Below are 21976 nucleotides of genomic sequence, written 5' to 3' on the forward strand. Positions count from 1 at the left end.
TTATTTTATTAATATGATTCCACAAAACAAAAGGGATATTGACCATATTTTCATTGATATTTTATTGATTCTATTTCCACACTTAAAGCCTACCCATTCTAATGGCCCACAGATTATTCCAATACCTGAAATAATAAAAATTATACCTATTATTAAAGGAAACATAGAAGTACAAATTATAGAAGCTCCTAAAATACAAATCCATATTCCCATGCATAAAAATCCCATTGTTTCTCCAATTGAGTTTCCGGCATAAACATGAAATGAATTAAAAATAAGAGCAATGGTATCTTTAGTTTTTAAATCAGTATTTTCCCTTGTATATGTCTTTGATAAAGTATCAGCTAAAAAAACCCATCTCATAAGCCCTAAACAATAAAAAATTGATGATGCAATACCAAAGGAAGCTCCAATAATTAAATATGGCGTTTTATTGGTATTCAAAATTTTATAAAATATTGTAGACACAGGAATAAGCATTAAAGAACTTAAAACAAATAACATCCAAAAAAACCTTAATGTTTTTCCACAACTTTGATATTTATTTAAAATTGAATCTACTGGTTCTCTAAGAATGCCAGGATAATTAAAAAGTTTTGCAATTCCTATATTGCTTATGCTAAAACCTAAAGCAACTAAGATAATAAAAATACCTGATAATTTGTAAAATGTAATTAAATCCATAATAAATCCCCCTAAAATGTTTTAGTAACTAAAACATAATTTGACATAAATTAATAGTGATAAATTATTTGAATAATGTACTACAAAGATTCTGGCCTAAAATTCCGTAGATACGGAGGAATTTTTTCCATTGCACTACCATTGGGAGAAGTAACAATGCTAGAGAAACGATTTAAAAAATTCTAATAAACTTTGGTTCAAAAATTGTAAAATTATCATCCACAAAGTTTGGACTTTGCCCATTATTCTTCTTAATTCAATATAAGCACTCTCTACATTGTACAATTCTTAATTAAAAGATCTAATTTGTTAATTGTAAACATTAAGATAGGCTGTATTTTATAAAGAAGGATAATAGGATTATATTCCAAACCACAGTTATGATAAAATTCATGGGATTGTTTTAATGCGACGAAGCATTGTTATTTCGTAGGCCAATTTTCAATGGTCCAATCCAAAAAATTATTTATAACTTTAATGTCATTTTCGCTTGAAGCACTGAAATATTGATGTATTTTGTTATAAAGTTTTTTGTGATATTCATTATGCAGTGCATTTACTTTTTGGCCATGTTCAGTAAGCTTATAAAAAACATCTTTTTTATTATCAGGACTTTGATATTGTTCAATAAGTCCCTTTTTTATAAGCTTGTTTGTAACTTGACTAACAGCACCATTTGTTATACCAAGAATACTTGAAATTTCACTGGCATTAACATTTTTATGATTGTATATTGCTTCAATAGTATGAATTTCAGAATGATAAAGAACATCACCAGTCCCATAATCTCTAGGCTTTTTATTACCTTGATTCATAATATTTAACAACCGTTCAGCCTTTTCTATAATTTCCATTTCTTCTTTCATTTTTATCACCAATATTATTTTATAGTAGCTAAACAAAAATGTCAATATGTTTTAGTAGCTAAAATATATTATGTGACGATTTAAAAAAATCCTAATAAATCTTGATGTAAAAATCATAAAATTATCATACACGAGGTTTGGGCTTTATCCTATTATCCTTTTTTACCAAATATAATATATTAAATATTATTGGTAACAAAATATGACCCAAGCCCCATTTATAATAAGGCTTATAGTATTTTACAATTTATACCTTAGACTTTCTAGAACGCTAGTGGAAGAAAATCTTCCTTGCCTTTTCTCTAATCGAAGTAACAGTCTGTTGGGGCGATTTAAATAAAATTCAATAAGTCTTGCTCCAAATTATAAAAATACTTAGAGACTTTAATCTGTATGAGTCTAAAGACGAGTTATTAAAATTTCTTAGGATTTTTATAATTTGGAGCTTAGTCTTATGAATTCTATTTAATGTCCCAACAGACTGTTACTTCGATTTTATCCACTTATGCACAGTTTTTGTGTGATTTTTTATGTTAAAGCACAACTTATCCACATTGTACACAATATTGTCCACAGCTTTTGTGTATAATGCACAGTATAATTGTTACTATTTATGGTATATCACTATTTATTTTATTTTCTATACACATTATCAACAGCATGTTAATAAAACTTTTATAAGATTTTACACAGTTTCTGTGAATACATGTTGATATGTTTTTTCTACTTCATTTCTAAAACAAAATTAAACTGTTCATCCCTACTTTTAACTTTTCCTAAATAAATCTGCTTATCAAGTTCCTTAATTACTTGACCGATTCTTTGTCCACTAAAACCAAGTTCTTTTAAATCATTTCCATCTATTAACCTTTTATTTTTTACATCACAAAAGTTTTCATAAGTATTAATTAAATCTGAAATAAATTCTTTAAATTTATCTTTATCCTTCTGAGCATCCATATACATTTTAGTTGCATAAACATCACAAAATGATGCCGTTATAATATATGGAACATACTTATTAAACTTTACAAAGAAATCATAAGTTTTTGATTTCAGATTACTATTATCCAATTTAAAAAGCATGAGTGGATACATATGATTTTTAACAACTGAACATACCATTTTTTTTGCATCGCCCGGAAACTTTAATTTGTCGCATACTTTTTCAATAATTTCAAACCCTTTCTCATCATGCCCCTTAAAACTTACCTTATCTTCTTCTTTTTTATAGCTTACATATTTACCTATATCATGAACAAATGTTGCAAATGCTAAATAATCACTTTCATCATATATGCCTATTTTTTTGTTAAATATTTCGATGTCTAAATTCTTAACCTGCATAATTCCCTTTTGAAGATCTTTAAATACATGATATGCAGTATTCATATGTGTGAACGCATCTACCAAATGATATTTACATTTTCCTACTGTTTTTAACTCCTCCATGTACGGTAATATATTTTTTAGAACCATGTATTGATCCATAACTTCAAAAAAGATTCCATTTTCATCATCATGTATACCATGGATAAATTCATCTAGTACTCTATCTGCAGGAAACTTCAATATATTTTTTGCTTCTGATCTTATATATTCTTCGGTATATCCACTAAAATGCATACCATACTTTATATAAAATCTTATGCCTCTAAGTATTCTTACTGGATCGTCCTTAAAACTATCTTCATCTACTGATTGAAGAATTCTTCTTTTAATATGCAGCCTACCTTTTAGTGGATCAATAATCTTATTATTTCTTAAATCTAATGCTATAGCGTTTGCAGTAAAATCTCTTTTAAGCAAATCTTCTTCTATACTTTGTCCTTTCATTTCAGATATATCTACAACATAATTATTTAAAGTAGCTCTATAAATATTACATTCACCTCTAAGTACAAATACTTTAAACCCCTTCTCTTGAAATACATCTAACACTTTTTCTATATTCCCTGATAAAACTATATCTAAATCATTAGGCTCATTTTTTATATTAATAAGTTTATCTCTTATATATCCACCAACTAAATATGCTTGTATATCTGTATTACAGATTATGCTTTTTACTAATTTTATAATTTCTCTCACAGTAATCACCTCTTAAATAATTATATCATTTTGCTTTTAATGATATACATAATAAGTCGAAAAACTAATTTTCCTATTTATATTTTTTAACTGACTTTTCGACATCTTGCCAAGATTAAACCATATAATTACTTTTTTGTTTTGTAACGTATTTTAATATTGACATATTCCAACTAATAGCTACTTTTTACAGTAATTTGTACTATATATCACTTAAATTTTTTCATTTACATTGATATTTCTAGCTTTGAGGGCATGGAAAAATTTTGTATTAATATAAAAAAAGCATTGACTTTTCAATTATATGGTAGTATATTATCTATTAGATGGAAGTTACTAAAAAAAATGTAACTATATTTAAAACATTATAATTTATTCATTGACTTTTAATGTAATATTTGTTATTATTTAATTGCAATGTTTGTCGGATGATGTAATTTAAGGAGGAATTTGAAATGAAATCAACAGGAGTAGTTAGAAGAGTAGACGAATTAGGTAGAATTGTAATACCTATAGAATTAAGAAGGACTCTAAATATAGCAGAAAAAGATGCTTTAGAAATTTATGTAGATGGAGAACAGATTATTTTAAAGAAATATGAACCAGCTTGTATTTTCTGCGGAGATGCAAGTGATGTTGTTAATTACAGAGGTAAAAATATTTGTAAACATTGTCTTCAGGAATTAAAAGAAGGTAGATAATGTTTTAACCATATTAAACTCAAATAAATTATAGGATAACTAATTTATAATCCCCTATAATTTAAATGCATTTTCTAAAAAATCACCTTAAATAAATAGACTGTCTTAAAAGACAGTCTATTTATTTTATATGTTTTTATTAATGTAATATTCTCCTCGCTGCACAATATGAACCTGGATATAACGGTGAAATTTTAACAACATCACCAGTATGAGGTGCTTGTATAAAAGCATTATCTCCTACATAAATTCCAACATGATCAGGTCCTTTAGCTGATGGATAAAAGAACACCAAATCACCCGGTTGAAGTGAACCAGTGACAGCTTCTCCATCATTAACTTGCGAATATGTATCTTCGCCTAATGTAATACCAAAATGTTTATATACATACCAAACAAGCCCAGAACAATCAAATTCATTAGGTCCTTTTGCACCCCAAACATATTTATCTCCTAGAAAATTCTTTGCATAACTAACTATAGCCTCTCCGGTTACACCGGTGTATATAGTGCCTCCATTTGTTCCTCCAGAAGACCCTTGTGATGATGAAGTTGAAGGCTTTGCAGTAACATTAGTAGGAACATTTAAAGCTTCTATCTTCTTCTTTTCAGCATCCATAGCCTGCTGAATCTTTTGCATTTCGCCACTGTGCTTTGCTTCTTCCGCCTTAGCATCTGCTATAAGCTTGTCTTCTTGGGCTTTTTTATCATTTAAATCTTTTAATTTCTTTTTATTTTCATTTTGAAGTGCTTGAAGTTTACCATTTTCATCTGATAAAACCTTCTGCTGTTTTTCTACATCATCCTGCTGTGTTTTAAAATTTGTAATAATCTGCTTGTCATAATCCGCTACACTTTTAACTGCATCTATTTTCGAAATAAGGTCGCTAAAATTTTTGCTATTTAAAATAACATCCATATACTGCGTAGTAGTACCATTTACATACATAGCACGCAATCTTTGACCATAAAGTTCCTGTTCACTGCTAATATCACTCTTAGTTTCATTTATTTTTTTCTGTGTTGCATCAATATTTGACTGACTTTGAGCTATTTTCTTATCGGTACCTGCCATACTCTCATTAAGCTGTCCTATTTGATTGTCTAATACTGATATTTTGCCTTCTATATCTTGTACACCTTTAAGTGCATTTTCATACTGCTGTAAGCTTTGATTATATTGATCCTGAAGTGGGCTCGCAAATACATTGCCACTACAAGTCACTACAACACTCAATGCTACAAGTGCAGTTAAAAATTTTTTATGCATTCCACTTCTCCCCTTCTATACAAAATTTAAATTATAAAAGGGCAACAATAAATTGCGCCCTTTTATTTTTCAATTTTATCTTACTCTTTTAGCTATACTAAGATCTCCCCTATTAGCTGATGTAACTCTTACAAATGCTCCAGTATGAGGTGCTTCTATCATCTGTCCACCACCAACATACATAGCAACGTGATGTGGTGCTGATGCGCTTCCAAAGAATAGTAAATCACCTGGCTGTAAACTATTTAAACTAACTGTAGTTCCCACATTTACTTGATCATATGTAGTCCTTGGAAGACTAACTCCAAAATGAGCATATACATACTGTACAAGGCCTGAACAATCGAATCCAGCTGGCGATGTTCCGCCTGACACATATGGAACACCACAGAATTGCTCTGCAAAACTTACAATGTCAGTAAAGTTTCCGCCGCCTCTTGGTATAGGCTTACTACTATTACTAGTAGTAGTAGTTTTATTATCTGCTAAAAGCTTAGCCTGTGCTGATGCCTTTATTGCATTTTGTGCATCCTGCTGAGATTTAAGAGCAGATGCATCTTTGCTTTCCTGTGCTTTTGCTTGAGCTACGACAACGTTCTCTTTAGCCTTGTCGTCATTGATCTGCTTAAGTTTAGAATCATTTTCTTTATTTAAAGCAACAAGCTTTTCCTTTTCCGACACAATTTTATCTTTCTTAGCTTGTACTCTATCTTGTGAATCTTTTAATTCACCAATAAGTTTATTGTCATAATCTGTAACTTGCTTTATAGCTTCTACCCTTGCTAACATATCGCTAAAGCTTTTGGATTTAAGAAGAATGTCTATGTAACTTTGATTACTTCCGCTTATGTATAATGCTCTCATTCTTTCACCAAATTTATCTTTTTCCTCTTTTATATTTTCTTTAGCTGTTCCTATGTCCTTTTGTGCTTGATCTATGTCCTTCTGTGCTTGGTCTATTTTTTTGCTATTATTATCACGGTCATTCATAATGTTTTCAATTTTGTTGTCCATTTGCTGGATCTTATCTTCTAACTGAAGCACACTCTCATGTGATTGGTTGTATTTTGCCTGACTATCATCTAGTGGTGTCGCTAAGACGGTAGTAGTTCCCATAGATGTTATTACACCTAACGCAACTACAATCATTGCTATTTTCTTGTGCACTATATATCTCCCCCTTAATTAGAATGTAAATATTTTCAGCTTTGCCCTAAAAAAAAAAGTTATACAACTTTTTATTTTATTTTATCATATTGTTTATATTATAACATTAAATTTGCTTAATTTACAACATAGATGTTTAATACTATATTTAAGTTTTTAAAAGCATACCTAACAATAAAAAGATTATTCAAGTGTATTAGAGAAATATAAATTATTTTATGTCTATTGAATATTTATATACCTCTGATTTAGGAATATTTCTATCCTTTGCTACCTTTTTTACAGCTTCTTTTTTAGATAATCCTTCATCTATATATTTAATTATATGCTCTTTAATACTTATATCTTCCCATTCAGATAATTTTTCTTTTAATATTTCTTCTTCACTTTTTCCGTCAATGATTAGTACATACTCCCCCTTAGGCTTTCCGTTTTCATACAATTTAACTGCTTCTTCTAATGTAATTCTTTTTATGTCCTCATGAATTTTAGTAAGCTCTCTGCATATTGATATTTTCCTGTTTCCCAAATTATCAAGTAAGAATTTCAAAGTATTAAGAAGCTTATGAGGTGCTTCATAAAATATCAAAGTTTCTCTTGCATTTTTAACTTCTTCGATAATTTGCTTCTTATCCTTAGTCTCTTTAGGTAAAAAGCCTCTAAATAAAAATTTCGAAGTATCAAGTCCAGAATATACTAACGCTGTTATGAGTGCAGTTGGTCCAGGTATAACTTCAAACTCAACATTATTTTCTATACATTCCTCCGCAACAACACTTCCTGGATCAGAAATACCTGGCATCCCAGCATCTGTTACTAATGCTATGTTTTTTCCGCTTCTAACCATATTAAGTAACTCAGGGCTTCTATCTTTTTCATTAAATTTATGATAACTTATTAGTGGTTTTTTTATATTAAAATGATTTAGAAGTTTTAAACTCTGCCTTGTATCTTCCGCTGCAACAGCATCACAATTTTGAAGAACTTCTAAGGCCCTAAGAGTTATATCCTTCAAATTTCCTATAGGTGTTCCAACTAAAAACAACTTTCCACTCATAATAATTTCCTACCTTCCATATATCTCATTTAATTCTTCCGTATAATCTCCGTTATCCTTATGTATATACAAGGATTTTTCCCATTTTAAAAACTTTCCCCCATCACGCTGACCTTCTATTAGGAGTATATTAGGCGGTTTTTTAGTATTAGGATATACCATTTTTATGGATTTTGGCTCAATTTTATATTCTCGCATTAAACAAAGAATATCTGCAAGTCTTTCTGGTCTATGAACCATAAATAGTCTTCCATTATCCTTTAGCACAATCCTAGCAGCTTTAATAACATCCTCCAAAGTACAGCATATCTCATGACGTGCAATTGCATTTTTGTCAAAACTATTTACAATTCCAGAATTCTTTAGTTTATAGGGTGGATTTACCGTTACAACATCAGCTCTTTTTATACTCTTTAAAAACTCCACATTCTTAATATCCTCATTAATAAATTTCATTTTATCTTGGAATTTATTGTACAGAACTGTCCTGCTGGCCATTTCCACCATGTCTTCTTGTATTTCAATCCCCGTAATAAAACCCGGTGACTCTTTACCTTCTATAATAAATGGTATTATACCTGTACCACTACATAAATCGATGACTGTTTGATTTTTCTTTACTTTAGCATAGTTTGCAAGTAAAACAGCATCTACACCAAATCTAAATCCACTTTTCTTCTGTATTATATGTATATTTTCTATTTGCAAATCATCGAGTGTCTCATCTAGTTTAACTAAGCTCATGTACTTCACTCCTAAATTATTTTAAACTGCTTTAATTATATTACACTCTAAATATTTTTTCTACAAAAACACAGGGTTTACAAATTTAATTTGATTTATACATACATCAAACTAAACTTGCAAACCCTTAAATATGTTAACTCTGTAACCATTTATTTCTTAAAATTACTACTTACTTTCTTGCTCAACAGCATTAAACTTACTATTCAATATTACAATATCAACTCGCCTATTTTGTGCTCTTCCAGCATCAGTATTATTATCTGATACCGGTCTTGTTGCCGCATAACTTACTGTACACATTTGAATATCAGGTATTTTAGCATTGTCTATCAAAATATGCTCAACATTATTAGCTCTAGCAGAACCTAATTCAATATTTGAGCGAAAGAGTGAATTTTGTATAGGCTTATTATCTGTATGTCCTTCAACCCTTATGTAATTATTAATAGTTTTTAATATATTTCCTATTGAAACAAGTTTATTTTGGAAATCAGGTTTTACATCGGCTTTTCCTTCATCAAACATAAGTGTATCAACTATACTAACTACTAATCCTTTTTCTTCAAGATTAGTACTAACACTGCCCTGCATATTATTCTGTTTTACATATTGATCAATTTTTTGTTTTACGTCCTTTAATTTATTTTCCTCTGCCTTTTCCGCGGAAGCGTTGTCTTTACTAGCCTCTTGTGTGACATAATTTTTACTCGATTTTATATCAACAGCATCATCTTCGCCTACAACAGATTTACCGCTTCCATTAAAAGCAACTCTGAGTGACTCAGCAACCTGTTGAAATTTTTGTTTATTAATTGTACTTGAAGCATATAGGACTACGAAGAACGCCATAAGAAGGGTTATTAAATCCAAATATGTAAGCATCCAACGTTCGGAGTTATCCTTTTCTGCCTGCTGCTTTTTTTTCAAATTTATTCACCCTCTTTTCCACTCATGCTTTCATATCTCTCAAGTTCCTTCTTGTCCAAAAATCCTTTTAACTTTTCATCAAGGGTATTAGGATTTATACCTTCCTGTATGCATAGTATTGCTTCTATTATTAAATTCTTTTCTTGCATTTCAATATTATTATATCTCTTTAATTTATTAGCTATAGGGAAATATATTAAGTTAGCACAACTTATACCGTATAAAGTAGCTATAAATGCAGATGATATTGACTTTCCAATTTGTGATGTATCACTGCCTAGATTAGCAAGAACAACAACCAGACTACAAACAGTACCTATAATTCCAAGTGTAGGTGAATATCCGCCGGCCATCTCCATTATACCTATACCAACTTTATGTCTCTCATCTATAAGGTCAACACTTAATTCAAGCGTTTCCTTTACTGTTTGTGGCTCTATACCATCAACTACCATTTGAAGTCCCTTCTTTATAAAAGGATCTACGTCATCTCCAGATATCATTTCCTCTATGCTAAGTAAACCTTCTTTTCTAGTCTTAAATGCTATCTGTTTAAAATATCCTATAAGTTCAGGTAAATCAATATTTGGTTTTTTAAATGCCATTTTAACAGCACTGCCCAGTTTTTTTATGTCACCAATTGGAGTTGACGCACATACCGCTCCTATTGTTCCTCCAATAACTATTAGTGCTGGTGCAGGCCCTAGAAGATTTATTGGATTACCTTCATCAATAATAAACCCTCCTATAACTGATGCAAATGCCACTAACATAAATATAATACTCTCCAAACCATTCTCCTCCTTAATACCGGTCAATTAAAAAACTCTTTTAACTTTATATGTATAATAAAATATCTATTTCAAATAAGCAACTCATATATATTATCGTATGCCTCTCTAATTAATTTACAATTATCTTAAAACTTATTAATAAAAGAATTTTGAGTATTTACCACAAATTATTAATTAATTATATCCTTAGAAATTAAAAAGTCCGCATCCTATTTATTTATGTATGCGAACTTTTTAATTATTTTTATTTATTCTTGAACTGGAGCTCCTACTGGGCAAACATTAGCACAGTTTCCACATTCAATACAAGTATCTGCATCAATTACAAACTGAGTATCTCCTTGGCTTATAGCACTAACTGGACATTCTGAAGCACATGTACCACAGCTAACGCAAGCATCTGTTATTTTATATGCCATACTAAAACACACCTCCTTACACTTAGGCGATATTACTACATGTCCATTGTAACATGATTTTGATAAATTTCAAACAATTTTATATAATTTGTATAAAACAATAATTTACATATTCAGATTATTATATAGCCTAATTTTTCTATAGAATCAATCATATCTTCTAGATTTAGAAGTTTATCATCGTATATTACTTCAACTTGCAATTTTTCTTTATCTATATAAAAAGCAATTACTCCTTCATTTCTTGATATAGAATTTCTAACTTTTGTTATATCACTTGAAGTATTCATATTACTTATTTTTAAAATAGACTTCATCCTAAAAGTGCCTCCTAATCAGCTTTAAAGAGTTCCTTTACTTCTTTGGAATCTGCATCTTGAAGTTCAAGTTTTATTTGTGATTCATCTACATTTCCTTCATATGAACCTGACACAAGCTTTACATCCTTAACTGGCACTTCAACTTCGCATACATTTTGTTCCTTATCTGCTGTATACTTAATTTTAATCGTTTCCTTTATTATATTGTTACCTGTAACTTCTACATTTCCATACTCTTTTGTGCTTACTATAGAGCCAATCTTAGGCATTCTCTTCCTTATACTTTCGTAAGTTTCCTGCTCATAATTAAGACAGCACATTAATCTACCACATACCCCTGAAATTTTAGATGGATTAAGTGACAAACTCTGTTCCTTTGCCATCTTTATTGATACAGGTGCAAAATCTCCAAGGTAAAGTGCACAACACATAGGCCTGCCACACACACCAAAACCACCTATCATTTTCGCTTCATCTCTTACTCCTATCTGTCTAAGCTCAATTCTAGTTCTAAAAACTGATGCTAAGTCTTTAACAAGTTCTCTAAAATCAACTCTTCCTTCTGCTGTAAAATAGAATATTATTTTATTATTATCAAATGTATATTCTACATCTATAAGCTTCATTACAAGGTTATGCTTCTTTATTTTATTAAGGCAAATCCCAAATGCCTCTTTTTCTTTGTTTTTATTATTTTTGTATTGTATATTATCTTCATGTGTTGCTACTCTTATGACATTTTTAAGTGGAGAAACTATGGTATCTTCACTTACTTCTTTTAAACCTATAACACATGTTCCATATTCAATCCCTCTCGCTGTTTCAACAATAACATCGTCTCCCTTATTTATATGGAGATCACCAGGAGAAAAATAATATATCTTTCCGGCCTTTTTAAACCTTACTCCAACTACTGTTACCATATTTAGACCTCCTGTATTTTAAACAACATTTCAACATAAGTCAAAGGCATGTTGACATTGCTTTCTAAATTGAATTGACCGTAATCTATTGCTTCTACTATTTTATTTAACTGCTTCATCGAAAATTGAGCAGCTATTTTCTTTATGTCTTCCATTTTATCAAGATTTATTACTAGCTTTTTATTTCCCGTTTCTTTATATATAAGAGCATCCCTTACATAAGAAAGAAAACAGTTACAAACCTCACGCCATAAATTTTTATATTCTGAAAATTTATATGAATAGTCTATTATTGACTTTGAACCTATCTTTTTTATATTCAAAATACTATCTATAGTAATATCTCTTATAGCTTTCAATGATTCATCTGTCAAAAATTCATCTGCTTTACCCGGAACACCGTCGCTAAAAGCCAATATAGTCCTGATTTTCTCATCATTTGTAATATTATATTTCTTATATATAAATTTCTTCATATCTGTCTCGCTAAGTCTTTTCAAATTAAAAACTTGGCATCTTGATTTTACAGTATCTAAGACTTTACCTTGAAACTGGCACAATAGAATTATATATACGCCATTTGGTGGTTCTTCAATTGTTTTTAAAAAAGCATTTTGTCCTTGAACTGTCATATAATCCATGTCATGAACCACTATTATTTTATTATTGCCTTCATAAGGTTTTTTATTTACTTCTTCTATTATATTTCTGACTTGATCAACAGATATGCTTTTTTTACCCTTTAATATTTTCCACTCAATTAAGTCCGCATATTCCTTTATTTCATTCTTATTTAAAATTTTCGCAGCAATTTCCTTAGCTATAAGGCTTTTTCCTATTCCATCCTCACCACATAATATAATTGCATGTGAAAGTTTACCATTACTAATTAAACTATCAAACTGTTTTCTAATTTCTTCATGTCCAAGTATCTCTTCAAATTTCATAGAAACTCTTCCTCTATCAAATCTTAATAAATTTATCTACATCAACTACAAATATAGTAGCCCCTCCAACCTCTACATCAATTGGATACGGTACGTACACACCTGTAGAGCCTGCAACTGGAGAAGGAGATGTTACAACCTGCTGACGCGTTTTACATACATCTTCTATTGACTTTATGACATCATCAACGTCTTTTTCATCTACACCTATCATAAGGGTTGTATTTCCTGATTTTAAGAATCCACCTGTCGTAGCAAGTTTTGTAACTCTTAAACCTTTATCAGTTAAAACATCAATCAGATCACCTGCGTCATCATCCTGAACTATACATATAATTAATTTCATTTTTACCCCTCCCTCACAACACATAAAACTTTTATTACATTTATTTTATCACATTTTAAGGTAAATACTACGATTTCTTTAATGCATAATATTAAAATATTGCAAATTATTCTGATATCTATATTATCTGATTTTTAAATATGTTAATGTATTTTTCGTAGGGAAGCTGAGAAAAATTCACCTTGCTTTTATTTTTAGCAAAGTAATAGTATTTTGGGAACGGTTTAAATAAAATTCAATAAGTCTTGTTTCAAATTATAAAAAGACTTAGAAATTTTAATTTGTTTGAGTATTATCATATGCGAGGTTTGGGCTTTGCCCATTATCCTTCTTAACCATATAAAAGCACTCTTATCATATGTGAGTTATTAAAATGTCTTAGTATTTTTATAATTCGGAACTTACACTTATGAGTTTTATTTAATATTTCAAAATACTATTGCTTCGCAATATTTAGAATTATATCATTTTTTATTTCTTTTACACATTTACTAAGCTTATAATTATCATAATATTTTTTTATTCCACATTCTCTTAACTTCTCTTCACTAAAATCACTACTATCAGCTAAAAACCTTCTACACATCTCTTCATAATTGGGTTTATACTGGTGCCTTTCACGTCTAAGCGCCCTTTCGAGTCTGGCACCATCTTCTACATTAATATAGAATGGAACTACCTTATCCTCTCCAAAATAATTTCTTATATTTTTATAGGCTTCTGGAGTCGTTATAAGCAAATAATTATAAGTTTCAAATATGATTTGTCCATCATCTATAGTACAATAATGCCATTTTCCATTTACGGTATCATATATTCTCTCTTCTATTATCTTACCTTTCTGCTCGTACTCCTTAAGCTCATCTTCATTTATAAAATAATATTCAACTCCATCAGTTTCTTTATCTCTTTTAGGCCGTGTAGTATACGGTATAATTGGCTTTAACTTTAAAGTTTCATCTCCTCTAAGTTTTTTAAATACAGTATCTTTTCCTGAACTACTTTTACCAAGTAGACAAAATATTTTACTCATATTTTCCTCCAATTTGCTATTTAATCTTTACAGATAACATCTACTATAATATCTTTACCGTTATTTTTTACTCCTAATACTTCCACATTATTTTCAATACATTTTTTAATATCCTTAATAACATCTAAGTTAAATACTTCTCCGGGCATAATTATAGGAACACCAGGCGGATAAGGCACCACAGCACTTTTAGACACCTTGCCCCTACTGTCTTCCAATTTCACTTTTTTATAACTCGCATTTAGAGTTTCATACGGATTAAGCTTACTTTCTGGTATAGATGAAATAACTACTTCCTTTTTATTATTCTTTAATTTTACAACATTGCATCTTCTAAGCACATCATATAAATTTTTAAGCTCCGTCTCTGCATTAAAAGGCGAACATATTAAAACTACATTTCTTTCATCACACATCTCAGGTTGTATATGATTTTTTCTTAAATATTCATCCAGCTTAAAACCACTAAGCCCTTCAGAAACATTAACTACTAATCTAGTAACGTCAAAATCAAGTGTTTTTCCATTCACATTTAAATCATTACTATTTAAAACATGTAGTCCCTTAATATCACTTATCTTCTTAGAATACTCCGTGCATAAATCTGCAAGATTATCATAATCCTGTTTTCCCTTTTCGTCTAGGTAATATCTTGCATAGTCCATAGAACTCATGAATATGTATGAAGGACTTGTACTTAAAAATGCACTCGTGTAAAAATCTACTTTACTTACATCTATTCTATCAGTACATAAATGTAAATATGCAGTTTGTGTTAAGCTTGGCAAAGTCTTATGAGAACTCATAACTACCATATCGGCACCTAGCTTAACAGCACTTTGTGGTAATTTGTCACTTATTCCAAAATGAGCTCCATGTGCAGAATCAACTAAAACCTTCATATTGTATTTCCTTGCTTCATTTATTATGTTCTTTAAATCACAACATACACCATAATAATTTGGATAGGTTATTATTATCCCCTTTGCATCCTTATTTTCCTTTATAATTCTCAAAAAATACTCCTCATCAATAGACAAAGGAGCATTCATATCATCATTGAAATAGTTTCTTATATATACAGGATTAAGTTTTCTTAGCACAATTCCATTGAAGATAGACCTGTGACAATTTCTTTCCACTATTACCTTATCTCCTTCATTAAAACATGAAAATATCATGATAAGATTGCCACTTGTACTTCCATTCACAAGAAAATATGATTTTTTGCTTTTATACAAATCCCTAAGCTTTTCTTCAGCTTCCTTTATAATTCCATGTGGAGCATGAAAATTATCAAGTCCATCAACTTCGGTTAAATCTATTTTTACAATATTTTCGTATAACCATCTACCTTTTTCTGTAGCTAAAAATCCCTCTCCACCTTTATGTCCTGGCATACAAAACAAACTATTTTTTTTATTTATATACTTCATCATTCCATCTAAAATTGGTACCTTAGACAATAGTGTTTCACTCTCCTGATCATGGATTTTTTATGCATTTACTAACTCCATTTTTATACTTTTCTCCCAAATTGTTAATTATTCCTATTTTTATACGGTTTTTATAATATTCATAAAAATCATTTCCACACTCAAGATTTATTAATCTCTTTTCGCAGTTCTTACAAATACCTTTGCCCTTTATTATTATACCATCTTTTAGAGGTTTTCTGCATATAATACACTCCCTTTTCATAAATCACACCTCCCATACAAAGAAACCAGTATATTATATATTATTCACAATGTCCCGTAATTTTATTTTGTCCAACATATTTTTTTAATATATTTTTATTTTTAAGTAAATACTAAATACAATGCATAAATTCTATTACACACTAAAAGAGGAGTGAATAAAATTGAAACAGGAAATGATTTCATTTTTGAGCACAATTGAAAATAGACTTTTTGACCTTACAAAATACCTGCATGATAATCCTGAAAAAAGCTTTCATGAATATAAATCATATAACTACATAATTAAACTTTTACAAGACTATAATTTTAATGTCTCTAAAAACTATCTAAACATACCAACTTCATTTTTAGCTAAATTAGGAGAAGGTCATCCAAAGATATGTTTTATATGTGAATATGATGCTGATGAGAATTCAGGGCACATATATGGTTATAACGGTAAAACTACAATATCTATCGCTGCTGCAATTATGCTTTCAAAAATAATTTCCAAAGTTAGTGGAACCTGTATAGTTCTTGGTTGCCCCGGTGAAATATTGCATGGCTCAAAAACAACAATGTTCAAGCAGGGAACCTTTAACGACATAGATGCAGTTTTAGCAGTTCAACCTCACGTTGTAACCGCACAAAGTGGAAGCTCAATGGCAACACTCCCAATTCAATTTAAATTTGAGGCAAATGATACTTCTATGGATTTAAAGAATGTCTCTCCATGCCTTAATACATCTTTAATTACCTTTAATACCCTGAATGCTTTGATAAATAATCTAGATCATAATTGTATTATAGATAATCTGAATCTATCAAGTTCGACAGACTTAAATTCAAAAAGTTCAGAAATAACCTTTTCTATAAGATCTGCATCTTCAAAAGATATTATGGAACTGGCTAGCAAGATTAAGGATTTTGTAAAAGTTTTAAGTTCTCTACTAAATATAAATTATGAATATCATTTAACAGACGTTCCCTGTAAAGAGCTAATAACAAGTTGTACAATTTCAAGGCTTTTCTCTCATAATTTAAAGGAAAATGGAATAATAAATATAGATGGGGTTAATAACATTTACTCATGCCTCAATTTGGGTATAGTCAGTCACTCAATACCATGTATACACCCATATGTGTCAATAACAGAAGATTCTTCAATAAAATACGGAACAAAAAGATTTGCTGATGAAACTATAACTCACTATGCTCATGATACTTTCATGAAATCCGCAAAAGCTTTAGCCTTTACTGCCCTCGATTTAATCGAAAATAAAAATTTATTATTTGAAGCCAAAAGTGAATTAACTCACAAATAAAAACTTATGAATTGAATTCTAAACCCTTTAACAGTTATAATATACTTATAATTATAAATTTGATTAAAAGAAGGGAGGAACTGTATAAAGACTTTGAGCTTTGTGCAGGACCATTAAGCATGATATCCATTTATAAAAGCATGGACCTTAATAATCCATCAAAAATTGAGAGGCTTGAAAATATTGAACCCGGCTGCTGGATAGACGTAACAGCCCCAACTAAGCAAGAACTCACTTTAATACAGAAAAAAACAAATGTACCAATGGATTTTTTAAATGCCGCTATGGATGATGAGGAAACTTCAAGACTTGAAATAGAAGATAATAATATTTTAATTATTGTAGATATACCTTTCACTGAAATGGAAGATAACTCTTTATCTTATGACACTTATCCACTTGCTATAATACATACAGAAAAAGAAATAATAACAATATGTCTTAAAAATAGCAAGGTACTAACAGATTTTATAGACGGAAAAGTCAAAACATTTTTTTCCTTTAAGCGTTCAAGATTTATACTGCAAATACTATACAAGGTAGCTACATATTATCTTCTATACTTAAGGCAAATAGACAAAAAAAGTGTTATGGTTGAGAAACACCTTCATAGATCTTTAAAAAACAAGGAGCTAATTCAACTTTTATCTCTTGAAAAGTCTCTTGTATATTTTTCAACCTCACTTAAATCTAATGAAATAACTCTAGAGAAAATGTTAAAGTTACAAATAATGCAAAAATATCCTGAAGATCAAGATGTTCTAGAGGATGTAATAATAGAGAATAAGCAAGCAATTGAAATGGCAAGCATATACAGTGATATTTTAAGCGGAACAATGGATGCCTTTGCATCAATAATATCAAATAATTTAAGTGTAGTAATTAAGTTTTTAGCTTCAGTAACAATACTACTGGCAATTCCTACGATGGTTTCAAATTTATTCGGCATGAACGTAGCCGGAATACCATTTGCAACCTATAGGTATGGATTTTGGGCAATATGCGCAATTATAGCAGTAATAGTATGCTTAACAGGCATAATTTTGCATAAAAAAAATACTTTTTAATATGGAAGGTGATAATTTGATAGGAAAAAAGCTTGAACTAGGAGGTACAATTGGAATTATTGCTCCTTCAAGTCCCGAAAAATCCGATGCAATAAAAAATGCCACGGATTTTTTTACTAGTAAGGGATTTAAAATTAAACTTGGAAAACATGTCTATGATAAGCGAGGTTTCCTTGCTGGAAAAGATGAAGATAGAGCAGAAGATATTATGGATATGTTTAAAGATAAGGATGTAGACATAATTTTATGTGCACGCGGCGGTTATGGATCCATGAGAACTCTCCCATATATAGATTTTGACCTAATAAAAAGCAATCCAAAAATATTCATAGGTTTTAGTGATATAACTTCATTTTTAAATAGTTTTTATTCTAGGACAGGTCTTATAACCTTTCATGGTCCTATGTTTACTTCTAGCTTTGAGGATAACTATACTGTTGAATCATTTTTTAACACCATAATGAAAGGGATAGCTCCTTACGAAATATCAAATCCTCCTGAAGTTAAGTTAAATTGTGCTGTAAAAGGCAAAGCTAAGGGTCATTTAGTTGGTGGAAATTTATCATTAATAAGTAACACTTTAGGAACGCCCTATGAAGTTGACTTTAAAGACAATATACTTTTCATCGAAGATGTCCATGAAGAACCTTATGCACTTGATAGGATGCTTACACATCTTGAACTATCAGGCAAGCTCAATGAGTGCAGTGGTTTTATATTAGGTCAGTTTAAAAACTGTACTCTACCTCACTATGAAAGAAGCTTGACCCTTGATGAGGTTTTCCAAGATAAAATTTTAAGTTTGAACAAGCCTACTTTAACAAACTTTATGAGCGGACATGATTACCCAAAATTAACCTTACCCATCGGAGCTTATACTCTTATGGATGCAAATAAAGGTACCATAAAAATAAATGAAGCCGTTGTCGTATAAAATAACATTGATGAGGTAACATTAAAAAAATCCTATAAAGCTAAGATAAAAAAATCGTAAAATACTAACAGTTCTTAATAACTCGCAAAGCTCAAACAAATTAAAAACTCTAAGTATTTTACGACTTTTTCATCAAGATTTATTAGAATTTTTTTAAATCGTTACCTCATCAATGTTACTTTAATTTAGGAGTAAAACAAGGAAAAAATTCCTCCGTACCTACGGAATTTTAAGCATGAACTGTATAGATTAAATAGTTGATTTACTTTCATATCTATATTATTTATCATTTATATAAATTAATGCATTATAGGATTTTAATTTCAGATTTTCCGAAGAGTTAACGTAGGAAAATCTTCCTTGCCTTTATTCTAAGGGAATTAACAGTATTTTGGGAACGATTTAAATAAAACTCAATAAGTCTTGCTCCAAATTATAAAAAGACTTAAAAATTTTAATTTGTCTGAGCTTCTTTTCAGCGAGTTATTAAAATTTCTTAGTATTTTTATAATTTGGAGCTTAGACTTATGATCTTTATTTAATGTTCCAAAATACTGTTGCTTACCTACCGCTAATTAAATAAATCCTTCATTAACTTTTCTATTTCCTTTATCTTTCTCTCTGTTCCTTCAACATCTATTCCAATTTTACCATTATCATGTAAATTTAATACAGTTCCTTCTTTAGCCCCCTCGGGAATTTTATCCTTTAAAATGTTAATCATCTTTCTATCTTCTTTTTCACAAACAGCAAATTCCCCTTCAAATCTATCAATTATAACCTTCATAAAATCACATTCCTGACTTTTTTAATATTTTTATGACCATTTCAATTCTGTTAAAAGGTGTGACAATATATATACCATCCACATAATTTTTAATTTTATTTATAAGCTCTACTGATAAATTCACACCAACTTCTTCTGCTTCCTCACGCGTCATATCAGGTTTAAATCTTTCAACATATTCTTCAGGAATATTAACCCCAAAGAGCTCATTGTTTATAAATTGAACATTCCTATAACTTACTAATGGAAGAACTCCACCAATTATCTTCACATCTTCATGCTTTCCCATATTTGATAGAAAATCAATAGTTTTATCCTCAAAAATAGGTTGTGTTAAAAAGAACTTTCCTCCATTTTCCGCTTTTTTATTCATCCTGGCCACTTCATGCTCTTTATTTAACACATTTAAATTTAAAGCTCCACCTACGCTTATCTCATCACCTTTAAAAACTTCCTTATTCATCCCACTTATGAGATTCATAAGCTTAAAAGAATTAAGATTAAAAACACTTTTTGTATTTACTTTATCAATTCCGGTAACGGGATCTCCTGTAATTGCAAGTATATTTCTTATTCCTGCTATGTGAGCAGCTAAAAGACTCGATCTTATTGCATTTATATTTTTATCTCTGCAGCACATATGCGGCATTGCATCTATACCTATTTCTCTTTTAATTTTAGCTGCAATAGCAATTGAATCTACTCTAACCTTTGACATTGGTGAATCAGCAACAGTAACTAGGTCAATATCATTTTCCTTGCACACTCTAGCCGCATGCATAATCTTTTCTGTATTAACATCAAAAGGTGGATCTAATTCGACTGCAACAGGGCATTCACCATTAAGTAATTTATCCCAAAATTTATTATTTTCTTTAATTCTTTTTATGGTATTTTCTTCTTTTACCTTGATATCATGATTTAATACACCAAAATTTCTGTTAAGTTTTGAAACCAACTTTTCTATATGTTTAGGGGTAGTGCCACAGCATCCTCCTAATATTTTTGCTCCTATGTTTTTAATTCTTGCCACTTTATCTGCAAAATAATCAGGATTATCTACATAAACCATACGCTCATTAACTATTTCTGGATATCCTGCGTTAGGTAAAACAGATACTATATCCCCATCTATCTTTAAATTCTTTACAATTTTATATAAATGTGTTGGACCTGAACCGCAGTTAAAGCCATAAGCATCTATGCTTTTTATTTCTTTAATCTCCTCTATAATTCTTTTTATGCTAATTCCCTCTCTTGTAAATCCATCCTGCATAACTGCAAACTGAGTTAATATAAACGCATCCCTATTTTTACTTTTTATGTATTCAGAAACTTTTTCCAAATAATCGGCACTGCTCAATGTTTCAAATACAAAAATGTCTGCACCTAAATCCATAAAAACATCTACTATAAACTTATATTCGTCAATTACATACTCTATTGGTTTCTCCATCTCGAACCTATTTATTGGCCCAATATCTGCAGCAACAAATACATTCTTACCAGCTGCCGCCTTTTTAGCTATCATATACCCTTTTGTAATTATTTCTTTTAGTTTCTCCCTTGATACATCAAGAGTTAATGTATTAGCTGAAAAAGTATTTGTTCTAAGCAATTTGGCTCCAGCCTTGATATATCCCCCATGAATATTGGATATTATATTAGGATTATCTATATTGGCAAATTCACAAAAAGAATTATAATCTTCAGTAACTTTAGAATAGTATGTACCCATAGCCCCATCTGTAACCAAAATATTGTCTTTTAAATATTCACGTATCACTGCATTCATCACCCCAACTTCTAAATTGTTTAAATACATTTTATCATATATAGTCAAAACTTTTCATAATTTATTGACTATTTAAATAAAAAAAGAAGCATAT

The 21976-nt window shown here is 30.0% G+C and carries 23 protein-coding genes; 4 read left to right on the plus strand and 19 right to left on the minus strand.

What is annotated here, in order from left to right:
- The 3 genes from BEE63_RS08240 to BEE63_RS08250 form a co-directional block, all read right to left on the minus strand.
- Positions 1–684 (minus strand): DUF4386 family protein, encoded by a 684-nt coding sequence (locus BEE63_RS08240; protein ID WP_066020938.1) that lies wholly within the window; start codon positions 682–684, stop codon positions 1–3.
- A gap of 422 nt (positions 685–1106) precedes the next feature.
- Positions 1107–1550: a MarR family transcriptional regulator gene (locus BEE63_RS08245; protein ID WP_066020939.1), complete on the minus strand. Its 444-nt coding sequence runs from the start codon at positions 1548–1550 to the stop codon at positions 1107–1109.
- 723 nt (positions 1551–2273) lie between these two features.
- The gene (locus BEE63_RS08250; RefSeq protein ID WP_066020940.1) at positions 2274–3641 is read right to left on the minus strand and encodes an HD domain-containing protein; all 1368 of its coding nucleotides are present in this window, start codon (positions 3639–3641) and stop codon (positions 2274–2276) included.
- A 455-nt stretch (positions 3642–4096) separates the two neighbouring features.
- On the opposite strand from BEE63_RS08250, the gene BEE63_RS08255 reads away from it, so the two are divergent.
- Positions 4097–4342 (plus strand): AbrB/MazE/SpoVT family DNA-binding domain-containing protein, encoded by a 246-nt coding sequence (locus BEE63_RS08255; protein WP_066020941.1) that lies wholly within the window; start codon positions 4097–4099, stop codon positions 4340–4342.
- 139 nt (positions 4343–4481) lie between these two features.
- On the opposite strand, the gene BEE63_RS08260 is transcribed toward BEE63_RS08255, so the two are convergent.
- The 14 genes from BEE63_RS08260 to BEE63_RS08325 all read right to left on the minus strand — a co-directional run bounded on the left by BEE63_RS08260 (position 4482) and on the right by BEE63_RS08325 (position 15993).
- Positions 4482–5612, minus strand: a complete 1131-nt coding sequence (locus tag BEE63_RS08260; RefSeq protein WP_066020942.1) for an NlpC/P60 family protein — start codon at positions 5610–5612, stop codon at positions 4482–4484.
- 75 nt (positions 5613–5687) lie between these two features.
- Positions 5688–6779: an NlpC/P60 family protein gene (locus tag BEE63_RS08265; protein ID WP_066020943.1), complete on the minus strand. Its 1092-nt coding sequence runs from the start codon at positions 6777–6779 to the stop codon at positions 5688–5690.
- Between the two features lie 211 nt (positions 6780–6990).
- Positions 6991–7836 carry a 16S rRNA (cytidine(1402)-2'-O)-methyltransferase gene (rsmI, locus tag BEE63_RS08270; RefSeq protein WP_066020944.1) on the minus strand — a complete coding sequence of 282 codons (846 nt, stop codon included), beginning with the start codon at positions 7834–7836 and terminating at the stop codon, positions 6991–6993.
- Between the two features lie 9 nt (positions 7837–7845).
- Positions 7846–8580, minus strand: coding sequence for a tRNA1(Val) (adenine(37)-N6)-methyltransferase (locus BEE63_RS08275; protein WP_066020945.1), 735 nt, complete (start codon positions 8578–8580; stop codon positions 7846–7848).
- Positions 8581–8748: 168 nt separating this feature from the next.
- Entirely contained in the window at positions 8749–9510 is a 762-nt protein-coding gene (locus BEE63_RS08280; RefSeq protein WP_066020946.1) for an OmpA/MotB family protein, read from the minus strand.
- A gap of 2 nt (positions 9511–9512) precedes the next feature.
- Positions 9513–10301 (minus strand): motility protein A, encoded by a 789-nt coding sequence (locus tag BEE63_RS08285; protein WP_081312496.1) that lies wholly within the window; start codon positions 10299–10301, stop codon positions 9513–9515.
- Between the two features lie 251 nt (positions 10302–10552).
- A complete protein-coding gene (locus BEE63_RS08290; RefSeq protein ID WP_066020947.1) occupies positions 10553–10723 on the minus strand; it encodes a DUF362 domain-containing protein in 171 nt (56 codons plus the stop codon).
- Positions 10724–10836: 113 nt separating this feature from the next.
- Positions 10837–11040, minus strand: coding sequence for a heavy-metal-associated domain-containing protein (locus BEE63_RS08295; RefSeq protein ID WP_066020948.1), 204 nt, complete (start codon positions 11038–11040; stop codon positions 10837–10839).
- A 14-nt stretch (positions 11041–11054) separates the two neighbouring features.
- Positions 11055–11966, minus strand: coding sequence for a PSP1 domain-containing protein (locus BEE63_RS08300; RefSeq protein ID WP_066020949.1), 912 nt, complete (start codon positions 11964–11966; stop codon positions 11055–11057).
- Between the two features lie 2 nt (positions 11967–11968).
- On the minus strand, positions 11969–12913 hold the full coding sequence (locus BEE63_RS08305) for a DNA polymerase III subunit delta' (RefSeq protein WP_066020950.1): 945 nt from the start codon (positions 12911–12913) through the stop codon (positions 11969–11971).
- A gap of 16 nt (positions 12914–12929) precedes the next feature.
- Positions 12930–13259 (minus strand): cyclic-di-AMP receptor, encoded by a 330-nt coding sequence (locus BEE63_RS08310; RefSeq protein ID WP_066020951.1) that lies wholly within the window; start codon positions 13257–13259, stop codon positions 12930–12932.
- Positions 13260–13695: 436 nt separating this feature from the next.
- The gene (locus BEE63_RS08315; protein WP_066020952.1) at positions 13696–14292 is read right to left on the minus strand and encodes a guanylate kinase; all 597 of its coding nucleotides are present in this window, start codon (positions 14290–14292) and stop codon (positions 13696–13698) included.
- Between the two features lie 20 nt (positions 14293–14312).
- A complete protein-coding gene (locus tag BEE63_RS08320; protein ID WP_066020953.1) occupies positions 14313–15758 on the minus strand; it encodes an aminotransferase class I/II-fold pyridoxal phosphate-dependent enzyme in 1446 nt (481 codons plus the stop codon).
- A gap of 19 nt (positions 15759–15777) precedes the next feature.
- Entirely contained in the window at positions 15778–15993 is a 216-nt protein-coding gene (locus tag BEE63_RS08325) for a sigma factor G inhibitor Gin (RefSeq protein ID WP_066020954.1), read from the minus strand.
- Positions 15994–16156: 163 nt separating this feature from the next.
- On the opposite strand from BEE63_RS08325, the gene BEE63_RS08330 reads away from it, so the two are divergent.
- The 3 genes from BEE63_RS08330 to BEE63_RS08340 all read left to right on the plus strand — a co-directional run bounded on the left by BEE63_RS08330 (position 16157) and on the right by BEE63_RS08340 (position 19300).
- Complete coding sequence (locus tag BEE63_RS08330) at positions 16157–17299, plus strand: amidohydrolase (RefSeq protein ID WP_066020955.1); 1143 nt, start codon at positions 16157–16159, stop codon at positions 17297–17299.
- 119 nt (positions 17300–17418) lie between these two features.
- Entirely contained in the window at positions 17419–18366 is a 948-nt protein-coding gene (locus BEE63_RS08335; RefSeq protein WP_066020956.1) for a magnesium transporter CorA family protein, read from the plus strand.
- A gap of 16 nt (positions 18367–18382) precedes the next feature.
- On the plus strand, positions 18383–19300 hold the full coding sequence (locus BEE63_RS08340) for a S66 peptidase family protein (RefSeq protein WP_066020957.1): 918 nt from the start codon (positions 18383–18385) through the stop codon (positions 19298–19300).
- Between the two features lie 571 nt (positions 19301–19871).
- Here BEE63_RS08340 and BEE63_RS08345 read toward each other — a convergent pair.
- The gene (locus tag BEE63_RS08345; protein WP_066020958.1) at positions 19872–20087 is read right to left on the minus strand and encodes a DUF3006 domain-containing protein; all 216 of its coding nucleotides are present in this window, start codon (positions 20085–20087) and stop codon (positions 19872–19874) included.
- A 4-nt stretch (positions 20088–20091) separates the two neighbouring features.
- A complete protein-coding gene (locus tag BEE63_RS08350; RefSeq protein ID WP_242874749.1) occupies positions 20092–21912 on the minus strand; it encodes a bifunctional homocysteine S-methyltransferase/methylenetetrahydrofolate reductase in 1821 nt (606 codons plus the stop codon).
- Positions 21913–21976: the final 64 nt, after the last annotated feature.

The sequence above is a fragment of the Clostridium pasteurianum genome (genome assembly GCF_001705235.1).
GTDB lineage: Bacteria > Bacillota > Clostridia > Clostridiales > Clostridiaceae > Clostridium_S > Clostridium_S pasteurianum_A.